Annotated in this window: 11 protein-coding genes; all 11 read right to left on the bottom strand. The window is 58.0% G+C overall.

The window, feature by feature from the left end; translation table 11 throughout:
- Positions 1 to 20 precede the first annotated feature (20 nt).
- Complete coding sequence (locus tag CLM72_RS10990) at positions 21 to 2,186, bottom strand: alpha/beta hydrolase fold domain-containing protein (RefSeq protein WP_256595367.1); 2,166 nt, start codon at positions 2,184 to 2,186, stop codon at positions 21 to 23.
- A 6-nt stretch (positions 2,187 to 2,192) separates the two neighbouring features.
- Positions 2,193 to 3,374 (bottom strand): hypothetical protein, encoded by a 1,182-nt coding sequence (locus tag CLM72_RS10995; protein WP_105226436.1) that lies wholly within the window; start codon positions 3,372 to 3,374, stop codon positions 2,193 to 2,195.
- A gap of 24 nt (positions 3,375 to 3,398) precedes the next feature.
- Positions 3,399 to 5,558: an alpha/beta hydrolase fold domain-containing protein gene (locus CLM72_RS11000; protein ID WP_256595368.1), complete on the bottom strand. Its 2,160-nt coding sequence runs from the start codon at positions 5,556 to 5,558 to the stop codon at positions 3,399 to 3,401.
- Positions 5,559 to 5,564: 6 nt separating this feature from the next.
- Positions 5,565 to 6,407, bottom strand: coding sequence for a hypothetical protein (locus tag CLM72_RS11005; RefSeq protein WP_105226437.1), 843 nt, complete (start codon positions 6,405 to 6,407; stop codon positions 5,565 to 5,567).
- Positions 6,388 to 7,302, bottom strand: coding sequence for a type IVB secretion system protein IcmH/DotU (icmH, locus tag CLM72_RS11010; RefSeq protein WP_105226438.1), 915 nt, complete (start codon positions 7,300 to 7,302; stop codon positions 6,388 to 6,390). Before icmH ends, CLM72_RS11005 begins: the two co-directional genes overlap by 20 nt.
- Before the next feature lie 5 nt (positions 7,303 to 7,307).
- Complete coding sequence (gene tssK / locus CLM72_RS11015; RefSeq protein WP_105226439.1) at positions 7,308 to 8,639, bottom strand: type VI secretion system baseplate subunit TssK; 1,332 nt, start codon at positions 8,637 to 8,639, stop codon at positions 7,308 to 7,310.
- 232 nt (positions 8,640 to 8,871) lie between these two features.
- Complete coding sequence (locus tag CLM72_RS11020) at positions 8,872 to 11,028, bottom strand: lipase family protein (protein ID WP_256595369.1); 2,157 nt, start codon at positions 11,026 to 11,028, stop codon at positions 8,872 to 8,874.
- Between the two features lie 6 nt (positions 11,029 to 11,034).
- Positions 11,035 to 11,706, bottom strand: coding sequence for a hypothetical protein (locus CLM72_RS11025; RefSeq protein WP_256595370.1), 672 nt, complete (start codon positions 11,704 to 11,706; stop codon positions 11,035 to 11,037).
- Between the two features lie 158 nt (positions 11,707 to 11,864).
- Positions 11,865 to 12,356: a type VI secretion system lipoprotein TssJ gene (tssJ, locus tag CLM72_RS11030; protein WP_105226441.1), complete on the bottom strand. Its 492-nt coding sequence runs from the start codon at positions 12,354 to 12,356 to the stop codon at positions 11,865 to 11,867.
- The gene (gene tagH, locus CLM72_RS11035) at positions 12,356 to 13,486 is read right to left on the bottom strand and encodes a type VI secretion system-associated FHA domain protein TagH (RefSeq protein ID WP_105226442.1); all 1,131 of its coding nucleotides are present in this window, start codon (positions 13,484 to 13,486) and stop codon (positions 12,356 to 12,358) included. The genes tssJ and tagH overlap by 1 nt, the downstream gene beginning before the upstream one ends.
- Before the next feature lie 221 nt (positions 13,487 to 13,707).
- On the bottom strand, positions 13,708 to 15,870 hold the full coding sequence (locus CLM72_RS11045; RefSeq protein ID WP_105226444.1) for a lipase family protein: 2,163 nt from the start codon (positions 15,868 to 15,870) through the stop codon (positions 13,708 to 13,710).
- Position 15,871: the final 1 nt, after the last annotated feature.

The following is a 15,871-nucleotide window of genomic DNA, read 5'->3' on the forward strand; positions in this document are numbered from 1 at the left end:
GAGGCTCTCTGAGGCAGAAATCAGGCGTAGGCCCGTTCGTTTTTTTTGGGGGTGACCTTGGCCAGGCCAGCTGCCGCCTGGTTGGCGTCCAGCGTGAGCCAGGCCTTGAGCAACTGCTGCAGGGCTGGGCTATCGGCGACATCGCCAAACACATCCTGCCAACCGAGTGTTCGCTCGCTTTGCGCTTTCAGGCGTTTTTGCGCCCGGCTCAGCTCCTGGCGCTGCTGGGTGCGCAAGGCGTTCAGTTGCTGCTGGCCGTCCTGGAACAGCGTGCGCAGTTGCAGCTCGGTCAGGCGATCGAACCGTAGGTCGGTTCGCCCTCGCAGGTTGTGGCGGAACTGGGTGTAGGTCAGTGCCGGGACCTGCTCGACCTCGGCCTGAATGGACTCGATCTGCAAGCCCAATTGCTTACGCTCCCTGTCGGTGAACAGCGCGCCCGTTTCTTTCTCCCGGGAGACGCTGGCGTACCAGCGCAGCAAGGTGGCCAATGCGGCATTGGCATAGCCGGGGTCATTGAAGTGTTCGCCCATCGACAGCACTTGCGTGGCGAAGGACTGGCGCGCGGGCATGTCGCCTTTGAGCTCGATGGCGCCGGCGAACTTCGCGCAGGTCAGCTCTTCGATGGCCGCGCAGCCGGGTTGCCAGAGCACCGACGAGGCGGCGCTTTGGCCGGCTTTGCGTGGCATGAAGTGCCGCTGTTCGCCATGGTGCTGGTAGGGATCGCCACGTAGATTGAGCAGGCCCCCTAGTAGCAGGACGGTACCGATCATTGGGTTGCCGATACTGGCGATGAGCATGGCACTGCCGGGTAGCGCCATTTTCCATTCGGCGTCCATCCAGGTGGCCGGTACCGACGGGATTGGGTCGTTGTGGTTGACCAGGCGGTGATGGGGCAGGGACTGAGCGGCCTGGACGAAGGTCCGGTTGCCGGTGCGTGGGGAACCGTAGGTGTAGAGCTGGATATCGTCGGAGTATTCGCGTTGTAGCCATTCGGCCAGCAGCAGGGCAATGGCGCCGCCGAGGCTGTGGCCGCTGACGATGATGGTTTGTCCATTGCGGTAGAACGCTTTCATGTATTGATCTACAAACTTCCGGGTGACCAAAAAGGCATCATGAAAGCCGCGATGGATCTTTCCCTGACCATCTGCATGGGGCACTTGTCGGGCATCCGCATCGCGCAGGAAATCAGCAAACTCCTGACTGCCACGTACCGAAATCAACACCACCTTATCGTTGTGGGTAATAAAGGCCTGGGTTTCAGTCTTCTTGTGATGGAGAAAATGAACCTCCTCGGGGTACTTCCAATTGGCCTTGGCTTCCTTGGCGTAGCGTTCCGGGTCGTAAGGCATGATCTCCAGACGCTTGGAGTAAGGCACCTCTTCACTCAGTAGATGGAACGGACCGCTTTGCTTGAACTGGGTCGGCGGGATCAGGTGGCCGAGCTGGCTTTGCAGGACGCTGCCAATGCAGCCCGGCACGGTGTAGGGAGGTGGTGTTGGCGCTTCGTCAGGCTTGCGTTCCCGGTGAAACGGGGCGTAGCTGAGCACGGCCATCATCGACAGGTGATAGGCGTTCAGGGCACAGAAGGCTTTGTCACGGGAAAACAGCGGACTTAATGCGCGCAGGGCTTTGACTTCCAGCACATTGTGCTTGTTGACCATCAAGGCGATGCCGGGCTGGGTGTTGGAGTGGGTGCAAGCTTCCTTGAGAAAGGGCGAAGGGCGCGGATCCAAGGTGATATCGGCCTCCGGCAGGTGGGCAGCTTCTCCGGGTTTGGCAAAGTCGCGGACTTCGACTTGGAAAAAGGCAACCTGCTCCTGTTCGGCGCGTTCGCGTGCCTTGTAGGTGCGGCCATTGATGCGTGGGCCGCTGGAGGATTGTTCGGCGGCGACCTGGAGGGCGGTCAGGGGAAGTTTGAACGCTTTACGTTGCTGGATGACTTCATACCAAGGGTCAACAGTTCCTCGATAAGGCATTGAAAGATCAAGTATCAGTGGTCCGTAGTAGAAGTTTTCCAGATAGCCATACCCCTCATGATCAAGCACGCCCGAGTAAGACATCCCCCAGCGGTCATGCAGGGTGTAATCAAGGCCTGCATAAGGTGTCGCATCGCCATGTTCGTCAACCAGGCGAAAGCTGCACCAGAGGCCACGTTTAGGGCAGGTTTCTTTGAGTTTAAAAGTCATCCGTGATTACTCCGTGCAGCCGGGATAGACCGTGCAGGTCTGCCCGTTCATTTGAAAGGTTTTGAAAATGGGAGGTTCTTGGCACTTGATCCATCCACCCTCTTTGGGAAGGCAGGGTTTCCAGCCATTCGGAAACTTGATCCAGGTGTTGTCGTAGTAGGGTTCCTCCACCGGATTGACCTCAATGGCCAACTTCACTGTCTTGCCGGCCAACTGGTCGTATTGCAGATGGGTTCCCGTGGCCTCACAAGTGAGGAGCTTTTCAAGCTCGCCAAAGCGTGACTTGGCCTGGCTTTGCTGAAATAGCCAGCTGCATTCAGCGGTCACGGCGCGCACGCCATCTTTGTCGAACCCAGGTGCGTCTGCCGGCAGTTGTTTGAAGATCCTGAAACCACCATTGGCGTAGGTCTGTTGCCAACGCTGAGGGCCATGGCGCCCATTGATATCCAGGTCTACGGAGGTCAATTGCATCCTGCACAAGCCAACGCTGTAGGTCAGCGGAACCTTGTGCTTAAAGCTCTGCGGTTGCGCCTGAATGGGTATGTTGTCGCTGGTGCCGTAGTAGCGCGGGCTCCATTCGCCATACAGGTTTTGTCGCTGACAGACGCTGCTCTCGGGATCCACCGGGTCATAGGAGGGCATGATGTCCATGCCGAACTCCGCCGGCAGCGTGCCCTCGAAAGTGAAGCTGTCCAGGCCGTAGCGGCCGGTGGCCGCGACTGCGCCTTCCTTGGCGGCTACGGCGACCCAACTGCAGGCGTTCAGGCCGAACAGGGCAATGGCAAGGCTACCCAGGCGTAAGTACTTCAACTCTTTGCGCCACCGTGCACTATGGCCGCTGTAAAACCCGGATCGTTGCAGGGTCTGCACGGCGCTTTTGAACAGGCGACGCAGTGTGGCCTGTTCCTTGTCGACAGCACGCCGTGAGGGCGGCAGGGGATCCTGGTCGTTGTTTACCGAACCGGCGGCTTTGCGCCGATCACTGGCGACAAGAAACAGGCCCCAGGCGAGCAACAGCCCGCAGATGGTCAGCAACCGGGACGTGGCGCTTTCCCAGAAACGGTGATCAGCCACCGCCAACAAGGGGCCAGCGAACCAGATCAGCAAGGCCAGAGTGATAACCACGAGCAGGCTCCATAGCCACGTCTGGGCCAAGAGGCGGGTCAGTGAGGTGAATAGCTTTTTCATCGAAGAGGCTCTCTGAGGCAGAAATCAGGCGTAGGCCCGTTCGTTTTTTTTGGGGGTGACCTTGGCCAGGCCAGCTGCCGCCTGGTTGGCGTCCAGCGTGAGCCAGGCCTTGAGCAACTGCTGCAGGGCTGGGCTATCGGCGACATCGCCAAACACATCCTGCCAACCGAGTGTTCGCTCGCTTTGCGCTTTCAGGCGTTTTTGCGCCCGGCTCAGCTCCTGGCGCTGCTGGGTGCGCAAGGCGTTCAGTTGCTGCTGGCCGTCCTGAAACAGGCTGCGCAGTTGCAGCTCGGTCAACCGATCAAAGCGGGGGTCGGTGCGCTGTCTGAGGTTGTGGCGGAACTGGGTGTAGGTCAGCGCCGGGACTTGCTCGACCTCGGTCTGAACGAGGTCGATTTGCAAGCCCAACTGTTTGCGTTCTGAATCGGTGAACAGGGCGCCATCGCGCTGGGAAACACTGGCGTACCAGCGCAGCACGGTGGCCAATGCCGCATTGGCGTAGCCGGGGTCATTGAAGTGTTCGCCCATCGACAGCATTTGTTTGCCGAAGGACTGGCGGGCGGGCATATCGCCTTTGAGCTCGATGGCGCCGGCGAACTTCGCACAGGTCAGTTCTTCGATGGCCGCACAGCCGGGTTGCCAGAGCACTGATGAGGCGGCGGTCAGGCCGGCTTTGCGTGGCATGAAGTGCCGCTGTTCGCCATGGTGCTGGTAGGGATCGCCACGCAGGTTGAGCAGGCCACCCAGCAGCAGGAGCGCCCCGACCAAAGGGTTGCCGATGCCGGCGATCAGGATGACACTGCCGGGCAGCGCCATTCTCCATTCGGCGTCCATCCAGGTGGCCGGTACGGCAGGAATCGGGTCGTTGTGGTTGACCAGTCGGTGATGGGGCAGGGACTGGGCAGCCTTGACGAAGGTCCGGTTGCCGGTGCGCGGGGATCCGTAGGTGTAGAGCTGGATATCTGGACTGTTGGGTAAGCGTTGCAGCCACTCGGCCAGAAGCAGAGCAATAGCGCCGCCCAAGCTATGCCCGCAGACGAGAATGGTTTGGTTGCCCGTATAAAAGGCTTCCATGTATCGCTCTACAAATGCCCGGGCGACTAGAAAGGCATTATGAAAGCCTCGATGGATCTTTCCCTGACCGTCGGCATGGGGCACCTGTCGGGCATCCGCGTCGCGCAGAAAGTCGGCGAGCTCCTGGCTGCCGCGCACCGAAATCAGCACTACCTTATCGTTGTGGGTGATAAAGGCCTGGGTTTCGGTCTTCTTGTGATGGAGAAAGTGAACCTGTTCAGGGTGCTTCCAGTCGGCCTTGGCTTCCTTGGCATAACGCTCTGGGTCGTAAGGCATTACCTCCAGACGTTTGGAGTAGGGCACCTCTTCACTCAGCAGATGGAACGGACCGCTTTGCTTGAACTGGGTCGGCGGGATCATATGCCCGAGCTGGCTCTGCAGAACGCTGCCGATGCAGCCCGGCACGCTGTAGGGCGGTGGCGTCGGCGCTTCCTCGGGCTTGCGCTCCCGGTGAAACGATGCATAGCTGAGCACGGCCATCATTGACAGGTGATAGGCGTTCAAGGCGCAAAAGGCTTTATCGCGTGAAAACAGCGGGCTCAATGCACGCAGAGCCTTGACCTCCAGCACATTGTGCTTGTTCGCCATCAAGGCGATGCCCGGCTGGGTGTTGGAGTGGGTGCAGGCCTCCTTGAGATAGGGCGAGGGCCGCGGAACCAATGCGGTATCGGCCTCCGGCAGGTGGGCTGCTTCGCCGGGCTTGGTAAAGTCACGCACTTCCACTTGTAGAAAAGCGGCCTGCTCCTTTTCAGCGCGTTGCCGTGCCAGGTAGGTGCGGTCGTTTTTGCGCGGGCCAGTGGGGGATTGCTCGGCGGCGACCTGAAGGGCAGTCAAAGGAAGTGGGAAATGCTCACGTTCGACTAAATCTTCATACCATTTTTCACCGGATTTATAGGGCGTCGATAAATCGAGTATCAAAGGTCCGAAATAGAAGTTCTCCAGGCGCGCGTAACCCTCACTGTCGAGCGTTCCCGAGTAGGCCATGCCCATGCGGTCATGCAGGGTGTAATCAAGGCCAGCATAGGGTGATGCTTCACCCTGTTCGTCCACCAGGCGAAAGCTGCACCACGAGCCGCGTTTCGGGCAGGTTTCCTTGAGTTTTGTAGTCATCCGTGATTACTCCACGCAGCCGGGATAGACCGTGCAGGTCTGGCCGTTCATTTGGAAGGTTTTGAAGATCGGTGGTTGCTGGCAGCGATCAGACTTTTCTGTGCCGAGGCAGGGTTTCCAACCTGCTTCTGATTTGATCCATCTGTTGCGCATCGTAGGTCGTTCTTCCGAACTGACTTCGATAGCCAACTTCACCGTCTTGCTGGCCAACTGGTCGTATTGCAGATGGGTGCCGGAGGCTTCACAGGTGAGGAGCTTCGATAGCTGAAGGTAGAGTTTGCTTTCCTGAAACAGCCAGCTACATTGCGCGTTCACGGAGCGAATGCCCTTTTCGTCGAATCCAGGCGCGCCTGCCGGCAGTTGTTTGAAAATCCTGAAGCCACCATTGGCGTAGGTCTGTTGCCACTTTTGTTGGCCATGGCGAGCGTTGATATTCAAATCCAGGGCCGTCAGCCGCATCTTGCACAGGCCAACGCTGTAGGTCAGCGGCACCTTATGGGTAAAGGTTTGCGGTTGCGCCTGAATGGGTATGTTGTCGCTGGTGCCGTAGTAGCGAGGGCTCCATTCGCCATACAGGTCCTGGCGCTGACAGACGCTGCTCTCGGGATCGACCGGGTCATACGAGGGCATGATGTCCATACCGAATTCCGCCGGCAGCGTGCCCTCGAAGGTGAAGCTGTCCAGGCCGTAGCGGCCGGTGGCTGAGACGGCACCTTCCTTGGCGGCGAGGGCGACCCAACTGCAGGCATTCAGGCTGAGCAGGGCAATGGCAAGGATGCCCAGGCGCAGGCATTTCAGAGGTCTTCTGTGTTCAGGCACAGCAGCCGAATCAGCGATTGGAGGGCGCATTCGCAACCTCCTTAGGCAGCACGCTGTTCGTCGGTTCAATCGCCGTTGGCGCAGGCAACTGGAAAGGCTCAAGCACGGCTCCCCGTTGCTCTTTCAGCACCCAGGCAAAGCCGGCGTAGAGCGTGGCGAGGCTGATCACAGTGAACAGTGCTACCAACCACCACGGCACCAACCGTGTGTGTGTTCGATGCTCTCGAAGCAGGCCCTGCCATTGCGGCGATAGCTCGTGCGGGGTGTCGCCACGCAATTGACGAATGTGCCGATAGAGGTCGTCGCGGATTTCTTCCAGCTCCACGCTCCCGCCCGTTGTATCCATCGCGTACTTGCCCTTGAACCCCAACGACAGGCACAGGTACATCAGCTCAAGCATGTGCAGGTGCCGGGCCGGGTTCTTGATCACCCGCTCCACCAGCAGGAAGAATTTCTCACCGCCAGAGGTCTCGTTATGGAAGTGGCTGAGCAGGCTGCGATGCGGCCAGTCACTGTGCTTGCCCCACTCGGTGGTCAGGACCGCTTCGTCAACCACGGTGCATAGCAGGTACCGGGCGGTCTGAACTTCGTAGTGTTCCACCCCGGCCAATCGGGTCCGGCGCTCGAACGCCTTGATGTCGTTGTTCAGGCGTTTATTGAGCTTGATGAGGTCCTTGCAGCGTTTGCGTTGCTTGAGCCTGACCACATCGGAAAGCAGATCTGCCGCTGCGGCCACCAAGGGATTGGGGCTGATGCTGAAGGTTTGGATGGCCTCCTTTCGTGCCGAATACACATAGTGCGATTCCAGTTCTTCATAGCGCGGCGGCTGTTCAAAGTCGGTCAATGCGCTCTGCGCGGGCGCCGTGCCATCCAGGTTGACGATCACGGTCTTGTTATCCAGGCTGCCAAAAGTGTCGCGTTGCATGGTGATCAGCTCCTGATGGCCCAGAATTGCAGTTCAAGCGCGGTGAATTCACCCGACAGGTGAAGCGCGAAGCCACGGGAGCTCTCCAGGTCCGAGATGTCCTGGGTGGAGAGTTCGAGCTTGAAATACGATTTGTCCGTGTGGTACGGGATCTGCCTGGGTGCCACAGGCAGTGGGCTCAGCTTGATACCGGGCAGATGTAGATTGACCAGGTCGCGGATGCTGTTGACGGTGCCGATTTTCAGATGCTGGGGCAGGCGCTGGCGTAGTTCGCCCATCTCGCACTGGGCACTGGCGACCAGTACGAAGTAGCCGTTCTTGAGGAAGGACGAGTCTTCCATGCGCGCCACCTGCACGCCGTATTTGTGTTGCTCCAGCGGCAGCTCGACGGCGTGCTGTTCCAGAACCAGCGACAGCACTTGGCTGATTTCGTCCCGGAGCTTGAGGAAACACCCGAGCTGATCCTGGTGGTCATAGCCGGCGAGTACCGCCTCGGGCCTGCGTGCGCTGGAGAACGCGGAGAGGTCCCCGACCAACGCTAGCAGGCTGCGATAGACCTGTTCGGGATGCAACTGATCCATCGCCAGGTAGTGGCGTAGCAGCAGCTCCGAGCGGTTGATCAACTGCAGCATCATGAAGTCGCCCAGCTCGGCCCCCCCAATCTGGCCGGTGGAGCGCATCCGGTCAGCGATGGCTTCGCCGCGGCTGTTGAGCTGGTTGAGTACCTGCTCCACGCTCTCAATCAGGACTTTGCAGGCGTGAAAATGCAGATGGCTGGGCTGAAAGCCTGACTGCAGCATCACAGTTTTGTTGTTGTCCACGCCTTGGATGTGGCAGAGCTTAATTTTGACAAACGCGCTGTCACGGCGCTGCTCACCCAGCAGTAGCTGGAGATCCGGGCGGGCACAACTCATCATCTTGGTCGTATGCGCGCCGGCGTTCGAGTCGCTCACGTCGCAATCATGGCTGAGGTAGCGCGCCAGCGCGTCAGTCTGGGCGGGGTCGCGGGTCTCAACCTGGCTGCCACTGACTAGCGGAAGCCCCAGGTAGACGGGCACGTCATAGGTGTTTGACGGCACATCCAGTGTCAGTGCCTGATGGTCATGGGTCAGCTCGAAAAAGGTGCCATCCGGCATGACCCCTGAGGCGGCGCGAACCAGTACCTTGCTCTGTTTCAGGTAGCTGGTGTCCACTTCCAAATTGAAGAAGCCCCAGCTGTAGGGGCTAGTCAACTGGGTGCGCATGTTCAGCTGGTGCGCGTAGTAGCGGTCGTTCTGTTGGAAGTGTTGCGGGCGCAGCAACATGCCTTCTTTCCAGACAGTTTTATCCGTATTCATGATCTGCCCTCGGCGGCTGGCTTGGGATCGGCAGGCGGGCGTATGCCATGCTGATCGAGTATCAGGTGGGTATCCGGGTCGCTGAATACGTAGTTGCGGCAGCCATTGCTTATGCACGGCTGCAGAAGAAAAACGGGTGAAAAACAACGCATACCGATGCTCCTTATTGACTTTTTGGCAACAGATCCCCAACCCCATCTTGTTGAGGTAGGGTCATTGCTTAGGGGTTAACTCAGGCGTATGCCTGCTGTTGGTCGCTGGGGCTGGACACCTTGGCCAGCTCGGCGGCTTTTTTGTTTTCTGGGCGATCAAGCCACTCGTCGATCAATTTGATGAGTTCATCGCTCTTTGGGATGTCACCGAAAACGTGTTGCCATCCGAGTCGATGTTCGTCCTGATTTTTCAGGCGTGCTTGTGCTCGACTCAGACTTTTTGTCTGATCACTCTGAAGAGATTCAAGGTGCTGCTGACTTGTTCGGAAAAGTCCGCGCAGTTCCACTTCAGAGGTTTGCGAGAGCCGTGGATGGGGGCGGCTGCGAAGGTTGTGTCTAAAACGTTCGTAGCTAAGGTTGATAGGTTTTTCCATCTCTGCTCGTAGCGGCTTGATCTGCTTTTCGATCTGTTCGCGCTCGTCGGGGGTGAGCAACTTCCCCCCGCGGTGCTGAACGCTGGCATGCCAGCGCAGCAGGGTGGTCAACGCGTTGCGACTGTAGCCGCCGTCGCTGGAGTGCTCAGCGGCCGACAAGGCTTGCATGAGAAACGCCGCCCGTTTTGGCATATCGCCTTTGAGCTCGATATGGGCTGCGAATTCGGCGCAGGTCTTCTGTTCGATAGCGGCGCATCTTGGTTGCCACAGCACTGAGTTTTTACCCGGTTTGCGTGGCATGAAGTGCCACTGTTCACCGTGATGCTCGTAGTTATCGTCTTTCAGGTTGAGCAACCCACCAAGGGTAAGCATCAGGCCGATCCAGGGTGAGCCGATGGAGGCAATTAACAAGGTGGTGCCGGGGAGCACCATTTTCCATTCGGCGTCCATCCAGGTGGAGGGCACTCCTGGCACTGGGTCGTTGTGGTTAACGATGCGATGGTGGGTAAGGCTGGCGGCGGACTTGACGAAGGACTGATTTCCGGCTCGTGGCGCGCCGATAGTGTAGAGCTGGATGTCGTCAGAATATTTTTGTCGTAGCCACTCAGCTAGTAGTAAGGCAATAGCGCCGCCCAGACTATGGCCACAGACCATGATGGTCTGATTGCCGGTGTAGAAGGCGTCCATGTAGCGTTCGACAAATTTGCGGGTTACTTCGAAGGAGTCGTAAAAACCACGATGTGCATTGCCTTTGCCGCCTTCATCGGCAAGGTAGGGAACCTGCTTGGCGTCCATGTCTCGTAGAGCATCTTTGAGACCTGCGGTACCTCTTACCGAGATCAGCACCACCTTGTCGTTATGGGTGATGAAGGCTTGGTTGTCCGATTCATCGTGAAGAAAATGTACCTTCTCGGGGTATGCCCAACCTTCCTTAGCTTCCTTGGCATAGCGCACCGGATTGTAGGGCACCACTTCCAGGCGTTTGGAGTAGGGCACTTCTTCGGTGAGTAGGTGATAGGGGCCGCCGTCGCTGAAGCGGGTCGGTCTTTCACAGCGCGCTAGTTGGCTTTGCAGCACAGCGCCGATGCAGCCCGCTTCTTTATAGGGCGGTGGCGTTGGATCTTCGTTATAGGTGCGGTCCTTGTGAAACGGGGCGTAGCTGAGCAGCGACATGATCGACAAGTGGTAGGCATTCAGTGCACAGAACCCTTTGTTATGAGAGAGCAATGGGTTGTAGGCGCGCAAGGCTTTGACTTCGAGCACATTGTGCTTGTTGACCATCAAGGCGATGCCGGGTTGGGTGTTGGAGTGGGTGCAGGCTTCCTTGAGAAAGGGCGAGGGGCACGAATTTAGCGTGGTATCGGCCTCCGGTAGGTGGGCAGCATCGCCTGGTTTGACGAAGTCACCTACTTCAACCTGGAAAAATACGGCCTGTTCTTTTTCGGCGCGTTCGCGTGCCTTGTAGGTGCGGCCATCAATGCGTGGGCCTGTGGGGGATTGTTCGGCGGCGACTTGGAGGGCAGTCAGTGGAAGCGGGAAATGCTCACGTTCGACCAAGTTCTCATACCATTTCTCACCGGATTGATAGGCCATCGACAAGTCGAGTATCAGAGGACCTAGATAGAAGTTTTCCAGGCGTGCATAACCCTCAGCGTCGAGTGTTCCCGTGTAGGCCATGCCCATGCGGTCATGCAGGGTGTAATCGAGCCTGGCATAAGGCGTCCCTTCGCCATGTTCGTCCACCAGCCGAAAGCTGCACCACGAACCACGTTTAGGACAGGTTTCCTTGAATTTTGTAGTCATCCGTGATTACTCCGTGCAGCCGGGGTAGACCGTGCAGGTCTGCCCGTTCATCAGGAAGGTTTTGAAGATCGGCGGTTGCTGGCAGCGATCAGATTTCTCTGTGCCTAAACACGGCTTCCATCCACTGTCGCCTTTGATCCAGCGGTTTCGCACTGAAGGTCGCTCCTCCGGATTGACCTGAATGGCCAACTTCACCGTCTTGCCGGCCAATTGGTCGTATTGCAGGTTGGCGCCGGCGCCTTTGCAGATCAGCAGCTTGCTGACTTCCCCTAAGCGGGATTTGGCTTTGCTCTGCTGGAACAGCCAGGTGCACTGGGCATCTACTTGCCGAGTGCTGTTGTTGTCGAAGTTTTGTTCATCTTCGGGAGTGCGCTTGTGGATATAGAAAATTGCGTCGGCATAGGTTTTTTGCCAGGGTTGTTCGCCGTAACGACCGTCAATCTCCATTTCAACCTTGCCCAACCGGAGCTTGCAGGTACCGACGTAATAGGTAAGCGGGATGGTGCGTGAGGTCGACTTCGCCTCAGCGTTGATCGGGATATCGAAACGCTTACCCAGCTCGCGCGCTTGCTGTTTATTGTTATGAAGGTTGGTGACCTGACAATTGAGCCCGTTTTTATCGACGGGACCATACCAACCGGTGACGCTGAGGCCGAAATTATCAGGCAGGTCGGCCACCAGGGTGAAACTGTCCAGGCCACGACGCTCGGTCAATAAAAGCGGGCCCTCTGTGGCGAGAACACCGACCCAACTGCACGCTGTGAGAGTGGTTGCCAGCAGGCCTAGCAAAATTAGGCGTAAGTGATGGCAATCTTTCCAGACAGCCTTATCCGTATTCATTGTCTGCCCTCGGCGGCTGGCTTGGGATCGGTAGGCGGGCGTATGCCATGCTGATCGAGTATTAGGTGGGTTCGGTTGATCTCGGCGGGCTTCAGTGGGATCACATAGCGCCACTGGGTTTCTGGCAGATCGCGGTAGGCGGCGAGTACGGCCACGTAGTGGCTGGAGGGCTGCACACTCAACTTGAGCTCGACCTGTTTGCCGGGGCTCAACTCCAGCTCTTCGGTGTTCACCAAATCGACGGCCAGGGCAGTCTTCGGGCGCTCATACAGGCTGAAGAAGTCGGCGTTCTCAAACGCCACCGGGTGTTTGAGCTCCATCAGCCGCAACACGATGGGCGAAGGGCGGCCATGGATATCTGGATTCACGTCCTCGCTGGCGGCAAGGGACAGTTCCAGTTTGGTCATGGAAGAATAAGGGGATAGCGCCGAGCACCCGCTCAGCAGCAGCCCCAAAGCCATGCAGGCCAACGATATTAGGTAAGGCATCAAATCTCTCCTGTCGGCAGATGCTCAAAGGTGTCGAGCAGGCGTTGCTGCTCGTTGTAGGCGTGGGGGTAGCCTTCTCCCAAAGGGTGTTGCAGGAGTGCCTCGCGTTGGTCCTGATGCAGCCGGCAGTAGGTTTTCCATCGCCCTTGTGCAATGAACCAGCGTCGCGAGGCGGTTGGCTCGAAGTGCAAGGTCACATTGGCCGGCGATAGTTGTTCCACCGCATTACGCAACGCGGTGCGGCTGGCGGCATGCGTGGCCACTTGATGGCGTTGCAGCGTGCGGCAGCTACGACCGACTTGCGCCAAACTGGCCGACAGCGGTGCATGCACCAGCTCCGCTGCTGAGTCCAGGCGAACGTCAGCGTCCGATTCAATCCGGGTGTCGTGTTTGAGCTCGGCGCAGGTGCGCAAGCATCGCTGTAGCTCTGTGGTGCAACTGCGCAGCAGGTGGGCAGCATTGACCGCCAGCGTCTCACGCTCGTGATCGGAGAGATGGAGCAGGTCCATACCCAGGGCGCTTCCGAATTCATTCCAGAAAGGCGTCGAGGAGAGCGGGGCTGGAGATGCCATGGCCGTAGGCGCGGGTGCCAGGGTCGGTACCCGCACATGGGTGGCCTCCAGCTGAGTGTGATCATCGTGCTGGTCGACTTTCGGCGAAGTGTTGAGCACATCGCTCAGGTCATCATCACTGGCTTGATGTGCTACCCGGTCGAGCAATGTGATGGGGTCGGCATCGAGGTAGTCTTCCCGGATCACGCTGTCGGCGGGCAGTGGGCGCCCGGCGCCGAGGGTGAGCAGGTCCGAGGGTTGTACCAGGCGGACGCCGATCTCGAATTGGCTCAGCCGGTAAACGGCGCGATTGCGCAGGCGCAGCGGCCGGTCCTTGGTCAGGCGCTTGCCGGTATCCACCTCCCAGGTACCATTGCTGCTGGTATCGGTGAGGTAAAAGTCGCCGTCGTGAAAACTGATGCGTGCATGTTGGCCGGAGAGCTGTTTTGTCGGGTCGGGGATGCACCAGTGGCAGTCATCGTTGCGACCCGCCACGCCACCGGCTGAGGTGAAAACTTGGCTGCGGGAGTGCTCCGGCAGGGATGCCGGAGGATTGAGGATTTCCATGATCATTTGCATGTCGAGATCTCTGCCTCATTGACTGCGGTTGAGCGCGCGAGGATCACCGAGTGGGCGGTAATCCGGGTCGCTGAATACGTAGTTGCCGGTACAGCCGCTGATGCACAGCAGGAGAAGAAGAAAAACAGGTGAAAAACAACGCATTCGGGCGCTCCTTCATTGAATTTTGGCAACAGGTGCCCGCCCCATGCCGATGAGGAAAGTCACTGTTTGGGGTTAAATCAGGCGTAGGCCTGCTGTTCTTCGCTGGGGCTGGATACCTTGGCCAACGCGGCGGCTTTTTTGTTTTCAGGGCGATCAAGCCACTCGTCGATCAATTTGATGAGTTCATCGCTCTTTGGGATGTCACCGAAAACGTGTTGCCATCCGAGTCGATGTTCGTCCTGATTTTTCAGGCGTGCTTGTGCTCGACTCAGACTTTTTGTCTGATCACTCTGAAGAGATTCAAGGTGCTGCTGACTTGTTCGGAAAAGTCCGCGCAGTTCCACTTCAGAGGTTTGCGAGAGCCGTGGATGGGGGCGGCTGCGAAGGTTGTGTCTAAAACGTTCGTAGCTAAGGTTGATAGGTTTTTCCATCTCTGCTCGTAGCGGCTTGATCTGCTTTTCGATCTGTTCGCGCTCGTCGGGGGTGAGCAACTTCCCCCCGCGGTGCTGAACGCTGGCATGCCAGCGCAGCAGGGTGGTCAACGCGTTGCGACTGTAGCCGCCGTCGCTGGAGTGCTCAGCGGCCGACAAGGCTTGCATGAGAAACGCCGCCCGTTTTGGCATATCGCCTTTGAGCTCGATATGGGCGGCGAACTCGGCGCACGTCTTCTGTTCGATGGCTGCGCACCTTGGTTGCCACAGCACCGAATTTTTACCTAGTTTGCGTGGCATGAAGTGCCACTGTTCGCCGTGATGCTCGTAGTTATCGTCCTTGAGGTTGAGCAAGCCGCCAAGGGTCAGCATCAGACCGATCCAGGGCGAGCCGATGGAGGCGATCAGCAGGGTGGTGCCGGGGAGTACCATCTTCCATTCGGCGTCCATCCAGGTGGAGGGCACCCCAGGTACCGGGTCATTGTGGTTAACGATGCGATGGTGGGTGAGGTCGGCGGCGGCTTTGACGAAGGATTGGTTGCCGGCGCGAGGGGCGCCGATGGTGTAGAGCATGACTTTGGGTTTGCTTGCACTCAGCCGTAGCCACTCCGCCAGCAACAAAGCAATGGCACCGCCGAGGCTGTGACCACAGACCATGATGGTCTGATTGCCGGTGTAGAACGCATCCATGTAGCGTTCGACAAATTTGCGAGTTACTTCGAAGGAATTGTAGAAACCACGGTGGGCATTGCCTTTGCCCCCTTCGCCAGCAAGGTAGGGAACCTGCTTGGCGTCCATGTCTCGTAGAGCATCTTTGAGACCTGCGGTACCTCTTACCGAGATCAGCACCACCTTGTCGTTATGGGTGATGAAGGCTTGGTTGTCCGATTCATCGTGAAGAAAATGCACCTTCTCGGGGTATTCCCAACCTTCCTTAGCTTCCTTGGCATAGCGCACCGGATTGTAGGGGACCACTTCCAGGCGTTTGGAGTAAGGCACCTCTTCTGTGAGTAGGTGATAGGGCCCGCCGTCACTAAAGCGGGTTGGTCGTTCACAACGAGCCAACTGGCTCTGCAGCACAGCGCCGATGCAGCCCGCTTCTTTATAGGGAGGTGGAGTTGGATCTTCGTTATAGGCGCGGTCCTTGTGAAACGGGGCGTAGCTGAGCAGCGACATGATCGATAAATGGTAAGCGTTGAGTGCACAGAACCCTTTGTCATGTGAGAGCAATGGGTTGTAGGCGCGCAGGGCTTTGACTTCGAGCACATTGTGCTTGTTGGCCATCAAGGCGACGCCGGGTTGGGTGTTGGAGTGTGTGCAGGCTTCTTTCAGAAAAGGTGACGGGCATGATTGGAAAGTGGTATCTGCGTCTGGCAGGTGGGTGGCTTCGCCGGGCTTGGTAAAGTCACGCACTTCCACCTGGAAAAAGGCGGCCTGCTCTTTTTCAGCGCGTTCGCGTGCCTTGTAGGTGAGGCCATTGGTGCGTGGGCCGGTGGGAGACTGCTCGGCGGCGATCTGGAGGGCTGTTAGTGGCAGCTTGAAATGCTTACGGATTTGAAGCTCTTCATACCACGGGTCTACCCCACCTTGGTAAGGCATTGAAAGATCCAGCACCAGCGGACCGAAATAGAAATTTTCTACGCGGGCGTATCCCTCGCTATCAAGCGTGTCCGAGTAGGCCATGCCCATGCGGTCATGCAGAGTGTAATTAAGGCCGGCATAAGGTGTCCCTTCGCCATGTTCGTCCACCAGGCGAAAGCTGCACCACGAACCACGTTTAGGACAGGTTTCCTTGAATTTAGTAGTCATC

Source organism: Pseudomonas sp. MYb193, assembly GCF_002966775.1.
In the GTDB taxonomy this organism is placed as follows: Bacteria; Pseudomonadota; Gammaproteobacteria; order Pseudomonadales; family Pseudomonadaceae; genus Aquipseudomonas; species Aquipseudomonas paracarnis.